The following is a 24,548-nucleotide window of genomic DNA, read 5'->3' as shown; positions in this document are numbered from 1 at the left end:
ATTTTAGTGATTGATAAATCCCGAGCTAAGTTTTTGTCCTTTTGCTCGGGATTTTCTTTTAAAATATATTTTTCTGAATTTTATTTTAAAACAGAAAATTCAATACTTGAATCTGTAAATACTGTATGTGTTTGCGTTTTAAAATCTTTTGCTTCAGCTTTATAAATATTATCCACATAAGTCTGCGGATTTAAATCTATTAAAGGAAACCAAGTACTTTGCACTTGAATCTGTAATTTATGACCTTTCTTAAACGTATGAAAAACGTCTTGTAATGTAATATTTACATCTGTTTTTTTGTTTGGAGAAAATGGCTCTGGCTTTGAAAAACTATTTCTAAATCTACCACGCATTACTTCACTACGCACCATCATGTGATAGTTACTTAGTTTTAAGTGCGTTTGCATGTCTTCATTATCATTTTTTAAATCTGAAGGATGTACGTCAACAACTTTTACAATCCAATCTGCTGCTGTACCAGTTGTAGCTACTTTTAATTTTGCTAAAATATCTCCAGCTAATGTTAAATCTTCAGTTAACACATCTGTTTCAAAAACTAATACATCTGGTCTACGGGCAGCAAAACGCTGATCATCTGTCATATATTTTCTTGGTGTAAATACTGTTTTAATATCTTCTGAATAAGGAACAGGACGTTTTACATCACTGATAAACTGAATTTTTGCACTTCCTTCTTTTACCGATTTTAACTCTTGATTTTCTCCTAAGTAAAAAGATTGTTTTTGAATATTTTTAGGAGGCCATGCTTCGTAAGATTTCCATTCTTTTTTTCCAGTATCAAAAACATAAGCTTCTGGTAATCCTGAGTTCTTAGATCCATCTCCTTTTAAGAAATGATTGAAAAACTTAGTTTCAATATCTTTTTGAAAGTTTAAAGAAATAGAATCTCCAAAATAATAGTTTCCTACTTTATTTTTCACTCTACTTCTCGACCATCCACCATGATCCCAAGGACCAAAAACCATTGTATTATAATTATTTGGCTGATTCTTTTCTATGCCTTTATATGTTTCTAATGGCCCGTATAAATCTTCAGCATCAAACCATCCACCTACAATCATTGTTGCGACAGTTGATGGTACTTTATTTAAGTGTTGAATAATACCTTTGCTTTGCCAAACAGAATCATAATTAGGATGTTCTACAATTTCTTTCCAAAAGAAATCATCAATTCTATTTTTATCATTAGCAGCAACTTTTGTATCTAATTTATCGTACTGAAAATATTCATTCAAGTTTTTTAATGGACCTTTATCTAAGAAAAACTGATATTGATCTTGTGTATTCATCTTTGGAAATGAGTACCAAGCAGAATCTGTTGGTTGATCTTTATACGTTCCGAACAAAGAAATTGCTCTAAAGTAACTCAATAAGAATGCTCCATTATGATGAAAATCATCAAAAAAGAAATCTCCAATACAAGCTTGAGGCGAAGCTGCTTTTAAAGCTGGATGTGCATCAATTGTAGATACTGTAGCATAATGACCTGGATAAGAAATTCCCCAAGTTCCAACTTTCCCATTATTATTTTTCACATTTTTCACTAACCAATCGATAGTATCGTAAGTATCTGTAGTTTCATCAGATTCTTTTTCCTTTTTATTTGGTATATAAGCACGCATATTATCGTATACGCCTTCGCTCATCCAACGACCACGAACATCTTCATATACAATAATATTTCCTTCTTTCATTAAATTCGGATTCGGCCCTATTCTTCTTCTAAACTTATCTTCTCCATAAGGTGCACAACTATATGGAGTTCTTTGTAATAAAATCGGATATGTTTTAGTTGTATCTTTTGGAGCATAAATGGTAGCATGAAGTTTAACACCATCTCTCATGGTAATTTTAACTTCTTTCTTTGTGTAATTATCTTTCACAAAGGTGTCTTGTTTCTTAACTACTTTGTTTTCTTCTTCATTTTTTTTAGCTGTAGTACAACTCAGAATAAAACTAGCAATTACGAAAAGTTTTAATACATTTTTCATGTTTAGTTTTGATTGATTTTGAAGTAAATATAAATAAAAAAGAGGTCTGTAAAAGACCTCTTTTAACGCTCCTAATTATTTAGGATCTAAAATATTGTTGATTCGTTCTACAGCATCTTGTAAGTGATACCTGCTTAAACGATCTGATGTTCTTCCAATAGCAGCTCTAACATTTCTTCTTAGAATTTTTAGATCTGCTCTTACAATAGCTCTAATATCAGACTGACTTACATCTACTCTTGTTCCTCCGAAAAAAGCTCTAAATCTAGCTGGTACTGGACGTTGTTCTTTTTCCATTAGAAATTGTAAACGCTCAATATGTGCTCTTTGTAAGTTCCTTCTATAAGTATCTATTTTTCTTCCACTACTTAGTTCACTCCATAAACCTCTACGTAATTCACCTAACATATCTATAGCACTATAAGCTTGCGTATTGTTTAATGTTTCATTTTCAATCATTCTAGCTAATCTACCAAAGTCTAAAACATTGTTTAAAGTTCTTACCTGAGCACTTCTTAAACGTTCTATACTACCAGAATTTTCAATTTTATTGAAAATTTCTTCATCAATTAACCAAGTTGGAGTTTTAAACAATTCATCTTGTAAAAATTTCATTGCTTTTTTCTGATGTGCTTTACTTACATGAGTATATACTGCTCCTTCTTGGTCATATGTTTTATAATGCTCATATACGCCTCCAATATTAGAAGAAACATGTCCCATATATCTGTTATACTGACCTAATAACTGACCATACATTGTTCCTAATTCACTATAATTTTGACCATCTTCAGCCGTCCATTTAATTAAATTAGGTAAAATTCGTTTTAAGTTAGCTATACCATACTTACTTGCTTTCACAGCATCATCTCCCAAATCTTCAGTTTGTGAACTTGGATCTATAACTCCAAACTGTTGTCTACCGAAACGATACATAGGATCTCCTGCATGTTCTAAAATCCACTGATCTAAAACTGGTTTTTCACCTTCAGCTGTTTTATCTAAAATAGGACGATATCCCCACTTAATAGAATACTTATCATAAATACCAATATTTGGCATTAACGCCACACCTTTATCTTCTGGCTGAGCCACATAATTAAAACGAGCATAATCCATAATAGATGGTGCTGTTCCATATTTTTTTGTAAATGAAGCAGAACGTAAAGAATCTACTGGATAAGCAACAGAACTCCCCATATTATGAGGTAAACCAATCGTATGACCAACTTCGTGAGCTGAAACAAAACGAATTAAACGTCCCATAATTTCATCTTTAAACTGATTTGATCTTGCTTCTGGATTAATTGCTGCAGTTTGAATAAAATACCAATTATGTAATAAAGTCATTACATTGTGATACCAATTGATATCTGATTCTAAAATTTCTCCTGTTCTAGGATCACTTACGTGAGGTCCGTTTGCGTTTGGAATTGGAGAAGCTAAATAACGTACAACAGAATAACGTACATCTTCTGGACTCCAATCTGGATCTTCCTCTTTAGTTGGAGGATCTTTAGCTATAATAGCGTTTTTGAATCCTGCTGCTTCAAAAGCAACTTGCCAATCTTCAATACCTTGCTTAATATACTTTCTCCATACTTTTGGAGTAGCTCTATCTATATAGTAAACAATTGGTTTCTTTGGCTCTACTAATTCACCTCTTTTGAATTTTTCTATATCTTCATCCTTTACTTCTAACCTCCAACGATCTAAGTAACGAACAGATTTACTTTTTTGCACATCTAAACCATAATCTGTTTGAGACCTAGCAAACCAACCTACTCTTTGATCGAAATAACGACGTTTCATAGGTTTTTCTGGAAGTAAAATCATAGAATTACTCATTTCTAGAGAAATTGAACCTACACTTCCATTAGATGGTGGTTGACTAGAAAAATAAGTTTTTACATGACGAACTTCAATATTCTTTGGATAACTACTAACACGATCTACAAAAGATCTTGTTTTATCCATTCTAGTGATTTTGAATTGTCTTCTTCTAGATTGAGGAAAACCTAATGCTTTTACATCTGTTGAAAATAAAGGAGTAGCATCGATTACAGTAGCTGTAGAATCTTTACTAAACGCTTTAATTGGAAATGAAAATAAAATAGGCTCGAAATTAGAATTTACAACAGCTTCATGAACTGGTAAAATACTATCTGCTACAACAGAATGAGAAACTACTCGTAATAAAACATTTTTATGTTTCTTCTCCCATCTTAAAACTTGAGTATTTTGTTTACCTCCACCAAAACCAATTCCACTTGCAGTTTTAGCTATTCTAGTTACCATTAACATTTCTTTACCTAATAAAGAATCTGGAATTTCGAAAAGATAACTTTGATCTTTAGAATGTACTTTAAATAAACCTTCGTCAGTTTTGTGCTTTTTTGTTACTACTTTTCCGTAAGGTTGTATTCCTCCTTTTTTAGGTCGCTTCATTGGCGGCTTTGCAGCCTTTTTGTCCTCTTTTTTGCTATGATGCGTTTTATTCTTATTCTTTCTTTTTTTTCTTTGAGCATCTACATTAACTGTAACACCTAAAGTAATAAGAATAGCAAGCGCCCTTGTTATTAATCTTATATTCATATAAATTAGTTGAAAAAAATTTATCGAAATTAACAAATGGGTATTCCATAGGCTCTTAATAATATGTTAAAGAACTATAATTATTCTTAATAAAAACAGAACTTATTTAAAATACTTATTTTTAAACATTGAAATTTATCATAATATTAAAGAAATGAGAAAAATTTTACTTTTTGCATTCATTATCACCTTAACTGCTTGTCAACAAACCAAAAAAGCAGAAAAAACTCCTAAAACTTTCCCTGAGTTAAAACCTAATAGGTACAATGTTGCATTTCTTATTATGGATGGAACTTATAATACAGAACTTACTGCTCCTTACGATATTTTTCAACATACCATTTTTAGACAAGGAATAAAACCAATGAATGTTTTTACCGTAGCAGACAAAGATGAACCTGTTACCACTTTTGAAGGAATGCGAATTATTCCTGATTTTAATTATCTTAAAGATAAACTACCTAAAATTGATATCCTTGTTGTACCAAGTGCTGAACATCATTTAGATACTGATTTAGAGAACAAAGAAATGATAGCCTTCGTTCAAGAAGTAGCTAAAGATGCTAAATTTATTACTTCACATTGTGATGGTGCTTTTGTTTTAGCTAAAGCTGGCTTACTTGACAAAAAAGTTTCTACTACATTTCCTTCAGATATTGATAAGATGCGTAAAATGTTTCCTGATTTAGATATCAGAAAAGAAGTGCTTTTTGTTCATGATGATAAATATATCACTTCAGCAGGTGGTGCGAAATCTTTCGAAGCTGCTCTATATTTATGTGAACTTTTATACGGAAAAGACATTGCTAAATCTATTTCTGGTGGATTAGTAATTGATTGGGATGTTACTAAAGTTCCGCATTTAATTGTAGAATAATCCTACATTTTAAATATATCTGGATTTTTAAACCCAATAATAACACCTATAATTAGACTTAAAACTACAACAATTAAAAAGAAGATTATAGCAAAAATTGTTAGCACAAGTAAAAATCTAAAAAAGCGAATTATTCCTTGCTTAAAATTAAGTCCATGTAATTTATTTAACACATACAAATAGTAAATGGTAAATACAACGATATTCGAAAAATAAAAACCAGGATGTACTAATAAGGCAAGAAAAAACATTACTATAGAAACATACATTGAAGTACCAACTAAATAACTATTTATAACAATATGCTCTCCAAAATTATATGGCTTTCTGTATGTAAAACTACTCACTAATGCATAGATTGGAATTAATAAAAAAGTAACTAAATTAAAATACTTTAAAAACAATGTCATTATTTTATCTTGTACTTTTAACCTTATATCTGCCGTCATTTTTTCTACTTTCATTTTTTTTAGTTGTTCAGCAGATACATCCTTTAATTCTGATAAATCTTGATTAGCTATCTTTTTTAAAGTTTCTATCTCAACCGAATTAATAGAATTTTGAATTTCTATAAAGTCTTGAGCAAAAAGATTAAAAACAATTAATGATAATGCTGCACTAATAGCCAAATAAGTAAAAGGGTTTAAGTATCTTTTTCTAATACCACTAATGTATTCTCTTAAAACAATATGAGGCTCGGTAAACATTTTTTTAATCGTTACAATAAAATAACTGTCCCAACCAAAACTTGCAAAGAGTTGTTTTAGTAAAAAACGAAATGTAATACGATCTTTTAAAACTTTAGCTCCACAATGATCACAAAACAAGGCATCATTTTCTATTGTTTCATTACAATTTTTACACTTCATCTTTACAATTACTTGAGTTTATCCTGCTCAAATATATGAGAATTAACCAATATTACCGTATTTTTGCAAAATATGAGGATAAGAAGACTTTCTGACTGGTTACCAACAACTAACAAAGAAGTAAAACTTCGTGGTTGGGATGAATTAGATGTGATTTTGTTTAGCGGAGATGCATATGTAGATCATCCATCATTTGGTCCTGCAGTAATTGGACGAATTTTAGAAAGCTATGGTTTACGAGTAGCTATTGTTCCGCAACCTAATGTGAACGATAACTTACAGGATTTCTCAAAATTAGGAACTCCAAGACTTTTCTTTGCTATTACTGGTGGATGCATGGATCCTATGGTTAGTAATTACACGGCTAACAAAAAGAAAAGAGATAAAGATGCATATACACCCAATGGTGATATTGGTTTTAGACCAGATTATGCAACTTCTGTATATTCTAAAATATTAAAGGAAAAATTTCCGGATGTTCCTGTACTTATTGGTGGAATTGAAGCTTCTTTACGAAGAGTAACACACTACGATTATTGGTCGGATAAGTTACTTCCTTCTATTTTAGAAACTTCTAAAGCAGATATGTTGGTGTATGGAATGGGAGAACAACCTTTACGTGAAATTGTAGAATTATTACAAAAAGGTGTTCCTTTCTCTAGTTTACGAACGATTAAACAAACTGCTTTTTTAGTAAACCCTGATGAGAAAACTCCTAAAAACAAAAATTGGGAAGATGTAGAAATTGCTTCTCATCAAGCTTGTTTAAAAGATAAAAAAACATTTGCATCTAATTTTAAAATCATTGAGCAAGAATCTAATAAGTTAATTGCTCGACGTATTTTTCAACAAATTGGAGATAAAAAACTAGTGATCAATCCTCCTTTTCCAACAATGACGGAAAACGAAATTGATGCTTCTTTTGATTTACCTTATACAAGGTTACCGCATCCAAAATACAATAAGCGTGGACCAATTCCTGCTTTTGAAATGATTAAATTCTCTATTAATATTCATAGAGGATGTTTTGGAGGTTGTAGTTTCTGTACAATTTCTGCACATCAAGGAAAGTTTATTGCTAGTAGAAGTCAGGAGTCTGTTTTAAAAGAAGTTGATAAAGTTGCCCAAATGGACGACTTTAAAGGATATTTATCTGATATCGGTGGACCTTCTGCTAACATGTATAAAATGAAGGGAAAAATACAATCGATTTGTGACAAATGTGTTGCTCCATCTTGTATTTCACCTGTTATCTGTAGTAATTTAGATACTTCACATAAACCATTAACAGAATTGTATAAAGCTGTTGATGCGCACCCGAAAGTAAAAAAATCATTTATTGGAAGTGGAATTCGTCATGATATGTTGGTTCCTGAATTCAATAAAAATGCTGATCCGCAAGAATTAGATGATTATACTGAAGAAGTGATGAAAAATCATGTTTCTGGACGATTAAAAGTTGCTCCGGAACATACTTCAGATCCTGTTTTAAAATTAATGCGTAAACCATCTTTTACGTATTTCCATAAGTTTAAAGATCGTTTTGATCGTTTGAATAAAAAGAACAAACTGAAACTTCAGTTAATTCCTTATTTTATTTCTAGTCACCCAGCTTGTGAACCAGAAGACATGGCAAACTTAGCTGCTGAGACTAAAGATATGGGATTCCAGTTAGAACAAGTTCAAGGATTTACTCCTACTCCAATGACTGTTGCTACAGTTATTTACTACAGTGGTTATCATCCGTATACTTTAAAACCAGTTAAAACTGCAAAAACGCGTCAGGAAAAATTAGATCAGCATAAATTTTTCTTTTGGTATAAAAAGGAAAACAGAAAGTGGATTAAAGACACGTTATCAAAAGTTGGTAAAACAGATCTTATTAAGAAACTATTACCTGAAGATAATTCTTGGCGTAAAAACAAGCCTGGAAAAACAAAAAATACGTTTAACGACACAGTAACTAGCGTAAAAGAATCGAGAAGAAAGAACAAAGGATTTAAAAAGAAAAGAAGAAGGTAATTTAATACAACTTCATTACTTCATCGAAAATAGCATAAATTTTAGTGGTTGGAATATCTTGGTGTATTTCAACCATTAATTTTGATGTAAAGGTTCGTTTTTCTTTGATCAAATCTGGATGATTGATATGAATTCCTTTTCCGATAGCGATATAAGGTGTTTTACTTTTTTTATTGATCCACAAATAACAAAATATCTGATTCTTATACATAAAGCAAGGCAATCGATAATACCATTTGTGTGTAAACTCATCATTATAATTCAATATAATACTTTTTAACGCCAGTAAACACTCTTTTACTTCATCTTCTTGATTGTAATAAAACTCTTCTAAAGATTTCATATCAACTATACAATTATCTACACATCTAATGTATAAAAAAACACCATTCAAAACTTATGTTTTAAAATGGTGTTTGAAAAATATAAAGTAAAACTATATCTCTTTATTTCAATTGTAAATCAGCAACTAAATCGAATTCATCATAAATTGCTTTGTCTTTTAAGTTATCGAAGAAACTAGAGGAACCGTATTTAATATCATATTTTGTTCTATCAACTTTTAATGAAGCTGTAGCTTTATTTCCATAAATAGAAATTAAAAATTTCACAGATTTCGTAATTCCTTTAATAGTTAATTTCCCTGTTACTTCATATGCATTCTTTCCTTTAACCTTCACTTTAGTAAAATCTAAAGTTGAAGTATTGTATTTTTCTACACTAAAGAAATCTCCTGACTTTAAATGACCATCTAACTTGTTTTTATACTCTCCTGTTAAATCTGTAGTATTGATAGTTGTCATGTCAATCGTTATTGATCCATCAGACAATTTACCATCATCAAAACTTAAATATCCTGATTTAATATTCACTATTCCTTTGTGAGAACCTGTTACTTTATAAGCTTTCCACTCAACATTACTTTCACTGATATTAATTTGTTTTCTTTCTTTTTTAATCGTTGTGAAAGAAACTGTAAACAGAGCTATTAAAGCAATTCCTAATCCTTTTTTGAATAAATTCTTCATCGTATTTGTTTTTAATAAAAATTATACGACAAATTTCTGCAAGAAAGACGAAGGTAAAAATGATCTATTTTATGAAATGATGTTAAACTAGTTTAACTTTTTGTTTCTCTGGCTAGTTGACTTTTTATTCTACTCAAAAACTCTTTTGTAATTCCTAAATAAGATGCTAATAAATATTGCGGAACTCTCTTTTCTATTTCTGGATAATTCTCTTTAAAAATTAAATACCTCTCTTTAGCAGTTTCACTGAAGTTTGTAATAATTCTCTTTTGAGAAGCTACTAAAGCACGTTCTGTTATTTTTCTAAAACAACGTTCTAACTTTGGAACTTTTTTAAATAATTCTTCTACTGTAATGTAGTTCAATTGTAGCAACTCTGTATTTTCAATACACTGAATATTATAATCTGCGGGTGTTTGGGTTATAAAACTCCCCATATCTGAAGTCCACCAATCTTCTATAGAAAACATTACAATATGCTCATGACCATTGGAATCTAAGTAAGATGTTTTAGTACATCCTTTCAATATAAAATTGATGCATTTACAAACGTCTCCTTGCTGAACTATATATTGATCTTTTAAGTATTTTCTATGTATTAAAGCATCAATTATAATTTGTTCTTCATTTGAATTTAGCTCAACTATTTTATTGATATAACGAATAAGTGCTAATGTGTGTTCCAAAACTATTTTTATAAATATTCTAGTTTATAGTTCTACAAAAAGAACCTTACTTATACCCAAATGTAACATTTATAATGAAATGACTCCAGTTTTAACTCAAAATTGCAAATGAGTTAATATCTAAATCTTTTGAGCAAAAACAACTTAGATCTTGAATGTACTTTTGTAATGAAAGGAATAATTAACCAATTAATTATAAATGATTATGAGAGATTTAATAAAAATAATTTTAATGAATTTAAAGCAATTAGGTAAAGCAGCAGGTTATGCTTTACGACATTAAAAACAGTAATAAGACTTTTATTAAACACTGTTTAAAACAAACTATAAAATATTATATGTTGTTTCGTAGTTTTTAATAGTAGTTTTTCTTTTTCATGGAGAAAAAAACCACTCAAGTAATTGAGTGGTTTTTTATTTAACTCTTATTATAATTGCTTCAATAATAATTCTGCAACTAATTCTGATGACGCAGGATTTTGTCCGGTGATTAAATGTCCGTCTTCTACTGCATACGGATGCCAATCTTCTGCTTTAGAATATTCACCTCCATTTTCTTGTAACATATTTTCTACTAAAAAAGGAACTACTTCAGTTAATTGTACAGCTTCTTCTTCTGTATTACTAAAACCTGTAACTTTTTTTCCTTTAACTAAAGATTCTCCATTAGCTGTTGTGTTTTTCAAAACAGCTGGTGCGTGACAAACTGCTCCTACAGGCTTGTTACTATTATAGAAATTTTCAATTAAACGAACTGAATCTTTATCTTCTGCTAAATCCCAAAGTGGTCCATGTCCTCCTGGATAAAAAACAGCATCAAAATCTTCTGATTTTACTTCACTCAATACTTTTGTATTAGCTAATTTATTTTGAAGTTGCTCATCTTTATTAAAACGTTCTGTTGATGGTGTTTGAAAATCTGGCAATTCACTTTTTGGGTCAATTGGAGGTTGACCTCCTTTTGGTGAAGCTAATGTTATTTCAACTTCTTTATCTGCTAAATAGTAATAAGGGCTCGCAAATTCTTCTATCCAAAAACCTGTTTTTTCTTCTGTATTTCCTAGCTTATCGTGGCTAGTTAAAACAAATAATACTTTTTTCATGAGTTAAGTGATATAAATTATATTACAAATTTAAAATCTAACTCAGAGATAAAAATTGATGTATGGTAATTTATACTTTTAATGAAATTTCTTTTCGTATTCTACTTAAACTTTCAGTAGTAATTCCTAAATAAGATGCGATATGGAAGTTTTTAATATGTTTTTCGAAATCTGGATATACTTTTAAAAAGTCTATATATCTTTCTTTTGCCGTTTTTGTAAGATTTGCTAAAATTCTTTTTTCTTGACGAACAAAAGCATTCTGTAATTTTAATCGAAAAAAAGCATTTAATTTTGGGACTTCAGAAAAAAGTTGATCTAAATCTTTTTGGCTTATTTTTACTAATTCTGCATCTTGAATACAAGCAACATTTAAAACAGATTTTCTATTCGCCCATAAGGCTATATAATCACTTATCCACCAATCTTTAATAGCAAACTGTAATGTATGCTCCTTTCCAGAATCATCAAGATGATAAGTTCTTAAACAACCATTCAACACAAAAAACTGATCTTTAACATCATGATTTTGCGTTAACAACAGCTCTCCTTTTTTCACCTGAACATACACCAACTTAGAAAGTATATTATCTTTTTCTGTTTGTTTTAAATCAAGAGTTTTAAAAATAGTATTTACAATGGTTTCCGATAACATTATTTACACACTTTACAGTCTTTTTTGTCCTGTATTTCGCCCACTAATTTACCATTTTCATTTATCGTATAACCACAACAATCCATAAAACCTTTTGCTATTAATTTTCTTCCTCTTTGAATTTGAGATTTAACTGTAGGCAAAGGTAAATTCAATTGTTTTGCTATCTCTTGCTGTTTTACTCCTTTAATATCATATAATAAAAGTGGAGTTCTGTATTTTTCAGGTAAATTTTTAATTATTCCTGGCAAGCAATCTCTTTCTGTATGCTCGTTACTTTCTTCTTCAAACTCGATATCTATGTTATCGAATGTTATTGTTTTACCTTTAGATTTAAAGTAATCGTACATTGTATTTCTAACAATTGTAAAAACCCAGGACTTTAATTTTAACGGCTCTTTTAATGTGGATAATTTACTATGAATTCTAATAAAAGCGTCTTGCAAGATATCTTCCAATGTTGCTTCTTCTTTTACTTTACTAAGAATAAAACGTTTTAAATCTTCACTGTAATTCGTCCAAACCTCATTAGTATTCATATTTACAAAGATAATTTACTAAAAACAGAGTTTCAATAATTACATATTGAAACTCTGTTTTAAACTATTTTAATTAACAATTACAGTTAGAACAAGTACAGTTATCACATGTACAATTAGAACAATTCCCTGTTTTGCATCCATCACAATTACATGTGCATTCTCCTTTGTATATCATAATATCTATTTTTTAACTTCATACAATAGACATTATTCTTGTGAAAAAGATGCAAACTTGTAAAATTATTTTTCTTGAAGCTGTAAAATATCTTCGAAGTACTTTTCCCAAACACCATTTACTAAACGCTCTCCAAACTCATGAAATTCTCCATTTTCTGTTTTTGTAAATGTTAAACGTCTGCTTTCATTAAAATATACCATAAACTTTCCATCTACTACTTCACCTTTATAACCTTGTTTATTTCCGTTTTTTGTAAATGGATAATAGTAATAATTTTTGTCCTTAAGATTATAACTGACAATAGTATGTAAAGCAATCCATGGAGATTTCACGTTAAGTTGAATTAAATTACCATCCATTAAATAACTAACATTTTCTGTTACGGATACTTTTTTAACTCCATCTTTACCGTAAGAAATTGAAGTTCCTTGCCAATCACCTATTAAAAATGAAAGTTTTTGCAATGCTTGTTTTTCTGATTCTTGAGCATTTACTACAAATATGACACAAAAGAATACAATTATTAGTTTTATTGATTTCATAATATAAAAAACGGGTTATTTTTTAATTCCTTACAGAATATAAAAATAACCCTTTATAACTATTTTAATTACTACTAAGCTGTTAACTATTTTTATTTCTGACAAAAGAATTTAAGTTTTTACCCTTTAAATAGTTTTCAGCCAAATTGCTAACGCTAATAGTATCCTTTTATTTTATTGACTTGTAAAATTACTTTACTTTTTGTCCAGCTAAGTAAGTTTCTAAAACTTTTGTATTTGGAACTTTATTAATTTCAACAGTCATAATATCTTGATCTAAGATGATGAAATCTGCCATTTTACCTACTTCTATACTTCCTTTTTCATTTTCTTCAAAATTAGCATAGGCGTTCCAAATTGTCATTCCCTTTAAAGTTTCTTCTCTGGTTAACGCATTTTCCATTTGATATCCGTTCTCAGGATAATTATTTAAATCTTTTCTTGCAACAGCAGCGTAAAAAGTCAAAAACGGATTTACTTTTTCTACAGGATAATCGGTACCTAAAGCAACTTTTCCATAAACATTTAACAGCTGTTTAAAAGCATAACCTCCTTTTATTCTTTCTTCTCCTACTCGATCTGCTGCCCAGTACATATCTGAAGTTGCGTGTGTAGGTTGAATAGATGGAATTACATTTTTAAACAAATCGAAATCTTGTTGATCTACAATTTGTGCATGTTCGATTCTCCAACGCCTATCAGTTTGACCTTTTAAAACTTCTTGATACGTTTTCAACATTAAATAATTTGCTGAATCTCCAATTGCATGTGTATTCATTTGATATTCTGAATCAGCAATTTGTTTGGCAATTTCCTTATAACGTTCAGGAGAAAAAATTAATGCTCCGAAATGATTATGACGATCGCTATATGGTTTTTTAAGTGCAGCTCCACGAGAACCTAAAGCTCCGTCTCCGTAAACTTTAAAAGAACGAACGTTTAAACGGTCTGTTTTAATAATTCCCTTTTTAATGTAGTAATCTAAATTCTTTTGTGTTGCAGAAACCATGGCATACATTCTAATTTTTAAATCATCAGCTTGCTGTAAACTATCGATTAGTTCGATTGTTTCTTGATCTAAACCTGCATCAACAACAGTTGTTAATCCATAAGAAAAATTAATTTTCTCAGCATCTTTTAATGCCTGAATTTGTTCTGCTTTAGAAGCCACAGGAACTTTTACAAAATCCATTGCATTATCGATTAATACTCCTGTTAGTTTTCCATCTTCTTTGATAAACTCTCCTCCTTCAACTTTAGAATCGTTTGTAATTCCTGAAACATCTAAAGCTTTTTGATTTACCAACATTGCATGTCCGTCAACTCTTGTGATAGCTACTGGAGTATCTGGGAAAAGTTGATCTAGTTTCTCCTTAGTAGGGAACTTTTTTACTTCCCAATCATTTTGATCCCAACCTCTACCTGTGATAAAAGGAAGGTTTTTTTCTTTCTGAAAAGCGACCAATTTCTCTAAAACAGCATCATAACTTTCTGTCCCTGTAACATCTACTTTTTGTAATTGCAATCCGAATCTAAAAAAGTGACAATGCCCATCTATAAAACCTGGATATACTGCTTTTCCTTCAGCATCAATAACTGAAGCTCCTTCATATTTATTTTCAATTTCAGACGTCGATCCAACCGCTACAAATTTCCCATCTTGAATGGCAAAACTTTCAACAGTTTCGAAATTTTCATTTACGGTATAAGCATTCGCATTTTTAACAATAATAGCAACCTTTTGTTTTTGTTGACAAGAATATGCTAAGAATCCTAATGCTGATAATAGAATTATTTTTTTCATTTAAGTTAGTTTAGTTTTTTGAATAAGAACCATGCCCATGCTATCAAAACAAATTGAATAACAAGCCTAATGTAAGCTCCTTTTTTTGTTTTCATTGCTGGTTTTTCTCTTGTAATATCCCAAATGTGTAATGGTAAAAAAGCAATCATAAGCAAGGCCATTCCTAAAGCTGCATATTTCTGATAATTTGGAATACACAAACCTAATCCTATTACTAGTTCTACTATTCCTGAAGCATACGTAACAAAAAGCTTAGGAAAAAAAGCTGGTATGATCGGATAATAAAATTTAGGTTTATAAAAATGATGAAATCCTATAGCTATTAACATTACCGCCATAAGAAACCTTGAATACAAAAACATCTGCTCCATATTATGGTTTTACTTTTTCGTCTGTATACAAATATTTATCCATTAAGTATACTAAACTTGTCATAGACGCGCTACCTAACTCTAATTCTCTTTTATTTACTTTATCGAAAGTATCTGTAGACGTATGGTGATAATCAAAATAACGCTGACTGTCTGGTCTGTATCCTGCTAAAGTAACATGATCATCTTTTAACGGAGAAATATCTGCTCCACTTCCACCTTTAATTAAATCGTGTAAACCATAAGGAGCTAATAATGTTTTCCAACTTTGAACCAAAGCTGTATTTTCAGCATTTGCATCAATAGAAAAACCTCTAGGAGTGTGTCCGCCCGCATCACTTTCTAAACCAGCAACATGAATTTCTTTATTCAATTTTGCTAATCTAGCATATTCTTTAGCACCACGAGTTCCGTTTTCTTCATTCATAAAGAATACGATTCGAATTGTATTTTTAGGTTTTATATTATTCTTCTTTAATAAGTAGGCTACCTCTAAAGATTGTACAACTCCTGTTCCATCGTCGTGAGCACCTTCACCTAAATCCCAAGAATCTAAATGTCCTCCAACAACAATAATTTTCTCTGGATTTTCACTTCCTTTTATTTCACCAACAACGTTGTGAGATGGCGCATCTGGTAATGTTTCGCAACTTTGCTTGAAGTAAAACTGTAAACTTGGATTCTTTTTTAAATCTGCACTTAAATTTTCTGCTGCTCTCGAACTAATTGCTGCTGCAGGAATATATTGTTCTTTTGGCATTTCTCCGTAACTCATTGTTCCGGTATGAGGATAATCGTTAATTCCGTTAGTCATTGAACGAACAATTACTCCTTTAGCACCAAACTGTCCACAAATTCTAGCTCCAGAAAAACGTTGTCCGACACAACCTCCGTAAGCTTGAAAAGTATTAATTAAAGTTTCATCGAAAGCACCATTAAAGAATACTATTTTTCCTTTTAGTTTGTCACCCAACTCTTCAGCTTCTTTTAAACTTTTCACTTCAATAACTTCAGCTTTAATTCCAGTTGCAGGAGTAGCAATTGAGAAACCTAAAGCACAAACAGGTACATCTTTTTTCTTTCCGTTTACGGTATAATACGCTTCTTCTTTTTCTCCTCGAACCCAATGTGGCACCATAACAGGTTGCAACCACACAGAATCTAAACCTACGTCTTTCATTAGTTGTTCACCCCAAACAACAGCTTTAGCAGCTTGTGGAGAACCTGATAAACGACCTCCAATATTTTGAGTTAAATCACGTAGCCATTCGTATGACTTTCCTTCAGTTAATGCTGCATTAAAAAAATGTTTAATATTAGCACTGTCTTTCTTTTGCTCTGCTTTATTTACAATAGCAACAGCTTTCGTTTCATCAGCTTTTTCTTTTTTATCTGTATTACAGCTACCAATTACAGTTGCTGCCAATAAAAAAATGAGAGTTTTTTTCATGTTTTGGTTTAATTAATGGAGTTTAAAATTACGGTTTTATTTTTTTTCATAGTAAGTTCCATGTTCTTATAAACATATTTTTGATTAATGTTTATTTTCCTTAATCTTCAATTTATATTTTTTTAGTTCTTTTAATACTTGTGGAGCTAAAACTACTAAACCTATCATGTTAGGAACCATCATAGAAAAAACCATAGCATCAGAAAAATCGGTTACGGCATTTAAAGTAGCTGCTGCTCCAACAACTGTAAATATGCAAAAGATAACTTTGTAAATATTTCCGATGGTTTTATTTCTTCCGAAGAGAAACGTCCAAGCTTGATAACCATAATACGACCAAGAAATCATAGAAGAAAACGCAAATAAAATCACAGCTATAGTTAATACATACGGAAACCAAGAAATACTGCTTTCTAAAGCTTTAGAAGTTAAAATTGCTCCTTGTTCAAAAGACACTTCATTTCCAGCAGTTATTTGTCCTGTTATAATTAACGCTAGGGCTGTCATGGTACAAACAATTACAGTATCGATAAAAGGTTCTAATAAAGCTACTAAACCTTCACTGGCTGCATAATTTGTTTTTACCGCTGCATGTGCTATAGAAGAAGATCCGATTCCAGCTTCATTTGAAAATGCACCACGACGAAAACCTTGAATCATTACACCAATAAAACCACCTGCGATTCCTTCAGTATGAAACGCTCCATTAATAATTTGTGATATCGCATTAGGAATTTCAGAAAAATTAGTCAATAAAACTACAATAACAGCTAATACATATACGACCACCATAACAGGCACAACTTTGTCTGTTACTTTAGCTATTTTTTTAATTCCACCAATAATTACTATTCCCGCAAAAATGGCCATGACACATCCGAAAATCCAACCTTTCCCATGAATAAAGCTTTCTTCTGCTCCAGTAACATATTCGAATAGTTTAAATGCTTGATTTACCTGAAACATATTTCCTCCTCCAAAAGAACCTCCAACACACATTACTGCGAATAAGATCGACAACAACTTTCCTAGTTTAGAAAAACCTAATTGTGCTAAACCTTTTTTAAGATAATACATCGGTCCGCCAAAAACAGTTCCGTCTTTTGCAATTTCTCTATATTTTACACCTAAAGTACATTCTACAAATTTTGACGCCATTCCGAGTAATCCAATAACAATCATCCAAAATGTAGCTCCAGCTCCACCGATAGACAAAGCAATGGCAACTCCAGCTATATTACCTAAACCCACTGTTGCTGAGAGAGCTGCTGTTAACGCCTGAAAATGCGAAACTTCTCCATTACCTTCAACACGCACTGTTTCTTTAATATCTTCTTGATTTGGAATATCAATATGATCATATTTTCCTCTGATAATATTTACTGAAGTTAAAAAGCTACGGATATTTATTCCTTTGAAATAGATTGAAAAATACAATGCACCAAGTACAAGAATAATTAATACCCAAGGAATGGAAATGGTATTTGTTATCGGTATTTGATATAAGATTGCATCGGTAAACCAACTCGTCGCTTCATGAAAAGATTGATTGATTTGCTGATCTAAACTTTGTGTTTCTTGAATGAGAAATGCCATAATTTGTGTGATTAAAATGTTTCACACAAAAATGTTTGTAAAGACAAAACATGTAAAGGTTACACAATGCTCTTTTTAAAAGCAGGAATGATTAAGCATATGGTTAATCATGCTGAATCGTAGCAAAATCAAGTAATTCGTGATCTTTAGCATAAATAATTAATTGTTCTTTTCCTCCTGCTCCTGAAATATTAAGTACTTTTTTGATTTGATAAATATGAGTTTGAAATCCGTCGACACTTATATTCATAGCCTCAGCAATTTCTGTATATGATTTTTCTTCACCACAAACTCCTAAATTTCCTAATACTTCTTTTTGACGATCAGATAACTCTACTTTAGAAGCTAATTGCAGTTCTTTTAATTTCTTTTTCTCAGCTAAAATTTCTGATTTTAAACTTTTTATTGTGCTTAAATGACTTTCATTCGCTATTTGTAGCTTTTCATTCTCAAGAATTAAATCTTCTTGCAAGAGCTTTGTATTTTGTAATTCTGTTTGTTTTTCTTCTTTCTCAGCTAATAATTTCCAACTATATAGTAAGATCGTAAACAAGAGTATGAATAAAAACTTAAATGAAATACTTGATACTATACCTAGAACACTCCAAATATTGGTATCAATCCAACTTGATATGCTTTCTTCGGGAAAAATACGATGTGTAACTGCAACAACAATTAATAAAAATAAAGCTAGAGTTGGTAATACCATAAAACGCATTCCTCTATTTTTAAATGCTTTATTCAACTCTTGTAAAAGTGCAAATGCAACCACGATAGATATCGGAATATCGATTAGCCAAATGACATTATTACTTGAGTTTGATTGTGTATTTGTATAAAATGAAATCAGAAAAACGGAAGCGATCATAACCAAAACACCTCCGAAGATTACAAATACTTCTTTATTTGTAAAACGTTCTATAATTCGAATTACAATGTTTCTTTTTTCATTATGTTGAATTGAAGGAATTGATAATAATATAAATAATGAGTTTAACAGTGAGAAAAAAACTCCGATACTAATTATGATACTATTTGATGCGGATAGATTAAAGAAATCAATAAGCATTATGTTCAAAAAAGCTCCAATTCCCCAAGAAAAAATAGCTAAAGCAAACCACTTAATACCTTCTACTGAAGTAGAAGTTTGACTTTTAGATTTTTCTTTGCGATAAACACGCTGAATTACAAAAAAAGTAATTAAACATACAATTGCTGTAATATAATTTGAAATATGAATTAACATATTTTCAAGGTACGTTTTTTTATCAAAACAAAAACACAACCAAAAATTATAGTTGTGTTTTGTTATATTTTAAAAAGTAGTGTTTACCTAAAACAGCGCATCAAACTTCCAAATGAATCCTCCAATAATTTGGAATCCTTGAGCATCGAAATTAGTAAATCTTTGATAACTACTATTTGTGATGTTATTTGCTTGTAAGAAAACTGAAAATAAATCATTAAAATGATAACCTCCATTAAGATTTAAATCGATATAGGCATCTAAATCTATTGCTGTATATGCTGCGCCATTTCGTTGAGCTCCTTTTCTACTCCCAACAAAATATAAATTTGCACCTGCATACCATTTCTTCACTTTATAGTTTGCAAAAACATCAGCTTTAATTTGTGGTAAATTCCAAGCTTCTTCTTGATTTGTTGTACTATAAGAATTGAACTCTGCGTTTAAACCTAAGTTTAATTTTCTAGAAAAATCATAAGTTACTTCTCCAAAGAAACCAACTGTAGTAATATCATCATAAATTACGTCGAATGAATTTCCAAAATTATATCCTCTGAATAAAATTCCACTTGGAAAACCTATTGTAATTCCGTTTGAAGCAGATTCATTTAACACAAAAAATGCTCTGTTTTCTTCTTTCTTAAAACTAGCTCTAACATTGTAGTTTAAGTTTCCACTTAAAATTCCTCGGAACCCACCAAAAGCATCAAAAGCTTCACTAGATTGCTGAATGTTTAATGTTGGAGAAACATATGGGTTTTCTCTAGAAAAACTCTCATAAGAATTTACAGTTAAATCTCCTTTTGCTCCAGCGTAAATATTAGCATACCTAGGAATAATTGGATAATTTACTTCTACATCTGGATATGCAAAGAACTTTCCTTCTGTATTTTCCAAATCGAAAGAATAATATGCTTTTCCTCCTAATTTGATATCAAAATCTTTGAATGAAAAAGCATAAGTAGGATGAATTCCAGCCGTTGCGAAACTATAGTTTATTTTTTGAAGAGGATCTGAATATGCTCTATCAAAACCTCCCATGATAAAGTTTATAGACGTCCTTAGGTCTAAATCCTCATAATTCAATCCGAATCTTCCTAAAGGAATAGCAAACTTTGCATCTACATCAGCATGAATCTCATCAGAATCTTGGTCGTCTGAAAAATACCCTATCGATGTATTTACTTCTTCTGTTGCACTGTATGGAAAATAAATAGATCCTTTTAAATTATAATATTTATATAATTGCTCTTCTTCTATAGTACCAATAGTTGGATCTAAAAAGACGATATCTGAAGGTAAACCATACCAATTATATTTATTTCTATAAGCGTTTAAACCAACTTTCCAGTCGAAATTTCGCATTTCTTGCTTTAAAAATAAATCAACACTTGCATTATAATAACTGCTGTTTAATATTGTGTTTTGAACAGGATCTTTAGACGAAATAAAATTGATTTTACCTCCATATTCATATTCAAAAGCACTTGTGTTTTGAAAATAAGCTTCTACAAAAGGAGTTAAATTATTTCCGAAACCTAAAGAAAAATAATTATCAAATAAACGCTCGCGTTCACCAACATCAATTCCTTTTAAAACACCACTCTTAGGTTTAAATTTAGACGCTACTGAAACTGGTTGAATCTTATATTCTAAAGATTTACGTTTAGCTTTATCTGATAATTTAATTACAGGTTTCTTTTTAATTTTAAAAGCATCTGTAACTTTTGGTGCATAAGAAGTTACTACCTCTACTACTTCTGTTTTTATAATTGAATCTTTAGATTTCTCTGTCTTTGGTTTATTTTGAGCTATACTAAAGCTTACTACAAACATTGCTATAGTGACTACTATTCCTCTTTTCATTCTCTTTTAACTTTTATTGTTTAGAGTTAATTGATTCATTTGTTTTCGCTTCTTTACTCTTAATTTTATTAAGTTCGTTTTTAGCTTCTTCATTAAGATCTTTAAACTGAGTAAAATTTTTCACGATATTATCTAAGATATATGTAGCTTGGTAAGCATCTTTTAGTTTATAATAGTTCTTTGCCATTATAATGTAACTTTTTACTCCCCAATATTGATATTTAGAGTAATTAGCTATTAAATTTTGAATTTCTTCATTTGAACTTTCATAAGCTTTATCTTCATGTAAAAAGAATGCTTTATAATATAATGTTTCGGCTTTAAGTTCTCCTGTAGCTGTATTATCTAAAGCACTATAATAATCTTGAGCTGTTGTAAAGTCATTTGTTTCAATTGCAGAACGTGCTAAAATAATTTGCGCATCTTCACCAACAACCTGATCTATTTTACCATTGGTTAATACTTTCTCTGCATAAGTAACTGCCTTCTCATAATCTTTTCTATCATAATATCCTTTCATTAAATTACTTTGAGCGAAAATTAAATTCTGATCAATATTACCTTCTTGTTCTAAGCGCTCTAACAATGGAATTGCTTTTTTCCAATTCTCTTTCTCTAAATATAATTGACTTAGTTTAGCTAAAGCTTCTTCTGAAAACTCATTAACCCCAGCTTTAATCACATAAGTATAATGTGGAACAGCTGTTTGTTTTTTTGTTCCGTTAAAGTATAATTGACCTAGATAGAAGTTTGCTTTTAAAGCATGAATTCCGTTAGGAAAATCTCGCAAATATGTTTTAAATCCGCTAATTGCCCTTACTTTATCATTTTCTAAAAATTTATTTTCTGCAGCTTCATAAGTTGTGTTGTCTATATCACTATTAGATACATTTACAAAATCGATAGTTTTTACCCAAGTCGCATATTCATTTACCTTTCCTGTATCTACATAAACATTTCTCGCACTAGCAACCGCTTGTTTAGCTTCATTAGAATTAGGGAATTTTGCAACTACTTCTTTAAACTTAACAAGTGCGTCTCTATTATTTCCTTTATTGTACTCTAATAATCCTTGGCGTAATAATACTGTTGGTACATAACCACTTTGACTATGCTCTTCTAACAATTGATTGTATGCCTTTTTAGCTTGATTTGCATTTCCTTTTGAAGTATATGTAATTCCTAATTGATAAAATGCATCATCTTTTAAATTTGAAGTTGGATAATCTTTAATCAACTTTTTTAAATCATTTATTTTCTCGCTACTATCTCCAATTAAACCATCACTCATTGCTTTTTGATATTGAGCATAATCTGATCCTGCGCCTCCTTCTTGGATTACCTTATCATACGCTTGCATTGCTTTTCCATAGCGTTTCGTAGCATAATAAGAATCTCCCAAACGATTTGATGCATCATCATTTAGATCATTTTCATCAATATTTTCTTTCAAAAATTCTTCAAAGTACGTTGTAGCATTATCATAGTCCTTTTGCTTAAAAAAAGCATAAGCCATATTATAATTTAAGTATTTAGCTTCTTCAAAATTTGAACTTTCAATTTTAGAAAAAGATGCAACAGCGTTATCGTAATTACCTAACAGATAATTTGTTTCACCTAACCAATAATGACCTTTATTTTTAATTGTATCATTTACCGCATCTGTAGCAATTAAAAAATGTGGTAATGATTTTTTTAGCTTTTGTTCGTTAAACAATTGGATTCCTCTGTATAATGAAACCTCGTTTGCTAAAGCATCATTATCTGGATTTTGATTTGCTCTTAAATAGTCTATAGCACCTTGATAATCTTTCTGATTTAAGTAAGAAGTAATTAATAATCCTGAAATTTCTTTTGAATTTGGTGATTGTGGGTATTTTGCTAAATATGCTTTTAAGACATCTGGAACACTTTTATACGGGTTACCTTCTTCGTAACTTAATTTTGCATAATTAAAATCAGCATCTGCAGTAATTACAGGATTGAAATTCATTTCACTTGCATTTTTAAATGCATTTAAAGCTTCATTCTTCTTTCCTGCTTTTAAATAACATTCTCCTAAATGATAATAAGCACTCTGAGCAACACTATTTTGACCGTTTATAATTTTATTAAACTGGCCGATTGCACTTTCGTAATCTTCTAATTTATAGTAAGAATATCCTAAATAATAATAATCAGTATTTGTCCATTTCCCTTTTTTTCCTTCATATTGATTCAAATAAGGAACAGCTTTATCATATTTTTCTAAATTGAAATAACTTTCTCCGATAATTTTACTGATATCTGATTTTTGCTTTTCCTTAGCTTTTGGAAAAATCTTTTCTCCAATTTGAGCTGCTTTATCAAACTTTCCGCTTTTAAAAGCCATATCTAACAGATAGTAATTCGCTTCAGATTTATAGGTTTCATTATCTGATAATTGTTGTAAATTATCTTCAGCCTCTCCGTAGTTTTCTTGTCTATACGCTATATATCCGTAAAAATATCTTGAATCATTTCCATATCTAGGATCTCCCAATAACTTTGCAAACTTCTTTTTAGCATCTTCAAAATAGTTAGAAACTAAAAGTGCGTATCCCATTTTATAATTCAGTTCTTTATTCTCTTCAACATTTAATAAAGCAGGATTTACTTTAGAATACCATTTTAAAGAATGTGAAGCTTTTCTGTTTGCGAAATAATAATTTCCAACATTTAAAAAAGCTTTCTCCTTTTTACTACTATAAGGATGTTTTTTTACAAAATCGAGTACTTTTTTATCTGCATCTGTCTGATTTAACTTAATTGCGCACATGGCATCATAAAAATCTGCATCGGTTTGTAGATTGTGTTTCGCTGTATTTTCTGATACTTCTTTGAATACTCTTTGTGCCCCTGAATACGCTTTATTGTTATACAAAGTTATCGCTCTGTGAAACCTCGCATCAATATTAGTTTGAACTTCAGTATTTTGCCCTTCAACATTTAAAAAACTTAAAAAGTAACAAAGTGTTATAAATAAATATTTATATTTCATTTTAGAATTTATCTTTGTATCGTTCCCTGTAAGATAACGCTATTTTTTTTGTTTTGTTTGATCAATAATCGCCAAAAATAAAAAAAG

General features: G+C 30.4%; 19 protein-coding genes. 2 read left to right on the top strand and 17 right to left on the bottom strand.

Translation table 11 applies throughout. The annotated features are described in order from the left end of the window. Positions 1-80: 80 nt before the first annotated feature. Positions 81-2,012 (bottom strand): CocE/NonD family hydrolase, encoded by a 1,932-nt coding sequence (locus Q1A46_RS14130; RefSeq protein WP_299679961.1) that lies wholly within the window; start codon positions 2,010-2,012, stop codon positions 81-83. Positions 2,013-2,087: 75 nt separating this feature from the next. Beyond that, positions 2,088-4,607: a zinc-dependent metalloprotease gene (locus Q1A46_RS14125; protein ID WP_299679958.1), complete on the bottom strand. Its 2,520-nt coding sequence runs from the start codon at positions 4,605-4,607 to the stop codon at positions 2,088-2,090. A 154-nt stretch (positions 4,608-4,761) separates the two neighbouring features. Here Q1A46_RS14125 and Q1A46_RS14120 point away from each other — a divergent pair, with 154 nt between their 5' ends. Further along, positions 4,762-5,484, top strand: coding sequence for a DJ-1/PfpI family protein (locus Q1A46_RS14120; RefSeq protein WP_299679955.1), 723 nt, complete (start codon positions 4,762-4,764; stop codon positions 5,482-5,484). A 2-nt stretch (positions 5,485-5,486) separates the two neighbouring features. On the opposite strand, the gene Q1A46_RS14115 is transcribed toward Q1A46_RS14120, so the two are convergent. Further along, entirely contained in the window at positions 5,487-6,353 is an 867-nt protein-coding gene (locus Q1A46_RS14115; protein ID WP_299679952.1) for a DUF3667 domain-containing protein, read from the bottom strand. A 72-nt stretch (positions 6,354-6,425) separates the two neighbouring features. On the opposite strand from Q1A46_RS14115, the gene Q1A46_RS14110 reads away from it, so the two are divergent. Beyond that, positions 6,426-8,375 carry a YgiQ family radical SAM protein gene (locus tag Q1A46_RS14110; RefSeq protein ID WP_299679949.1) on the top strand — a complete coding sequence of 650 codons (1,950 nt, stop codon included), beginning with the start codon at positions 6,426-6,428 and terminating at the stop codon, positions 8,373-8,375. A gap of 1 nt (position 8,376) precedes the next feature. On the opposite strand, the gene Q1A46_RS14105 is transcribed toward Q1A46_RS14110, so the two are convergent. The 14 genes from Q1A46_RS14105 to Q1A46_RS14040 all read right to left on the bottom strand — a co-directional run bounded on the left by Q1A46_RS14105 (position 8,377) and on the right by Q1A46_RS14040 (position 24,461). Further along, on the bottom strand, positions 8,377-8,718 hold the full coding sequence (locus Q1A46_RS14105; protein ID WP_299679946.1) for a DUF1801 domain-containing protein: 342 nt from the start codon (positions 8,716-8,718) through the stop codon (positions 8,377-8,379). 103 nt (positions 8,719-8,821) lie between these two features. Then, positions 8,822-9,403: a YceI family protein gene (locus tag Q1A46_RS14100; protein ID WP_299679943.1), complete on the bottom strand. Its 582-nt coding sequence runs from the start codon at positions 9,401-9,403 to the stop codon at positions 8,822-8,824. Positions 9,404-9,495: 92 nt separating this feature from the next. Continuing rightward, positions 9,496-10,089, bottom strand: coding sequence for a Crp/Fnr family transcriptional regulator (locus Q1A46_RS14095; protein WP_299679940.1), 594 nt, complete (start codon positions 10,087-10,089; stop codon positions 9,496-9,498). A gap of 428 nt (positions 10,090-10,517) precedes the next feature. Then, a complete protein-coding gene (locus tag Q1A46_RS14090) occupies positions 10,518-11,192 on the bottom strand; it encodes a type 1 glutamine amidotransferase domain-containing protein (protein WP_299679937.1) in 675 nt (224 codons plus the stop codon). Positions 11,193-11,262: 70 nt separating this feature from the next. Continuing rightward, positions 11,263-11,847, bottom strand: a complete 585-nt coding sequence (locus Q1A46_RS14085) for a Crp/Fnr family transcriptional regulator (RefSeq protein ID WP_299679934.1) — start codon at positions 11,845-11,847, stop codon at positions 11,263-11,265. Next, positions 11,847-12,386, bottom strand: coding sequence for a sigma-70 family RNA polymerase sigma factor (locus Q1A46_RS14080; protein ID WP_299679931.1), 540 nt, complete (start codon positions 12,384-12,386; stop codon positions 11,847-11,849). The genes Q1A46_RS14085 and Q1A46_RS14080 overlap by 1 nt, the downstream gene beginning before the upstream one ends. A gap of 243 nt (positions 12,387-12,629) precedes the next feature. Next, positions 12,630-13,109, bottom strand: a complete 480-nt coding sequence (locus tag Q1A46_RS14075; protein WP_299679928.1) for a hypothetical protein — start codon at positions 13,107-13,109, stop codon at positions 12,630-12,632. 190 nt (positions 13,110-13,299) lie between these two features. Continuing rightward, positions 13,300-14,913 carry an amidohydrolase gene (locus Q1A46_RS14070; RefSeq protein WP_299679925.1) on the bottom strand — a complete coding sequence of 538 codons (1,614 nt, stop codon included), beginning with the start codon at positions 14,911-14,913 and terminating at the stop codon, positions 13,300-13,302. Between the two features lie 5 nt (positions 14,914-14,918). Further along, a complete protein-coding gene (locus Q1A46_RS14065; RefSeq protein WP_299679922.1) occupies positions 14,919-15,284 on the bottom strand; it encodes a hypothetical protein in 366 nt (121 codons plus the stop codon). Between the two features lies 1 nt (position 15,285). Continuing rightward, positions 15,286-16,734 carry a M20/M25/M40 family metallo-hydrolase gene (locus tag Q1A46_RS14060; RefSeq protein ID WP_299679919.1) on the bottom strand — a complete coding sequence of 483 codons (1,449 nt, stop codon included), beginning with the start codon at positions 16,732-16,734 and terminating at the stop codon, positions 15,286-15,288. Positions 16,735-16,818: 84 nt separating this feature from the next. Then, positions 16,819-18,330 carry a sodium:alanine symporter family protein gene (locus tag Q1A46_RS14055; protein ID WP_299679916.1) on the bottom strand — a complete coding sequence of 504 codons (1,512 nt, stop codon included), beginning with the start codon at positions 18,328-18,330 and terminating at the stop codon, positions 16,819-16,821. A 103-nt stretch (positions 18,331-18,433) separates the two neighbouring features. Further along, positions 18,434-19,576, bottom strand: a complete 1,143-nt coding sequence (locus Q1A46_RS14050) for a hypothetical protein (RefSeq protein ID WP_299679913.1) — start codon at positions 19,574-19,576, stop codon at positions 18,434-18,436. 87 nt (positions 19,577-19,663) lie between these two features. Next, positions 19,664-21,442, bottom strand: a complete 1,779-nt coding sequence (locus tag Q1A46_RS14045) for a hypothetical protein (RefSeq protein WP_299679910.1) — start codon at positions 21,440-21,442, stop codon at positions 19,664-19,666. 13 nt (positions 21,443-21,455) lie between these two features. Then, positions 21,456-24,461 carry a tetratricopeptide repeat protein gene (locus Q1A46_RS14040; RefSeq protein ID WP_299679907.1) on the bottom strand — a complete coding sequence of 1,002 codons (3,006 nt, stop codon included), beginning with the start codon at positions 24,459-24,461 and terminating at the stop codon, positions 21,456-21,458. Between the last annotated feature and the right edge of the window lie 87 nt (positions 24,462-24,548).

Source organism: uncultured Tenacibaculum sp. (assembly GCF_947502995.1).
Classification (GTDB): domain Bacteria; phylum Bacteroidota; class Bacteroidia; order Flavobacteriales; family Flavobacteriaceae; genus Polaribacter.
This window is presented reverse-complemented; position numbering and strand designations above follow the sequence as displayed.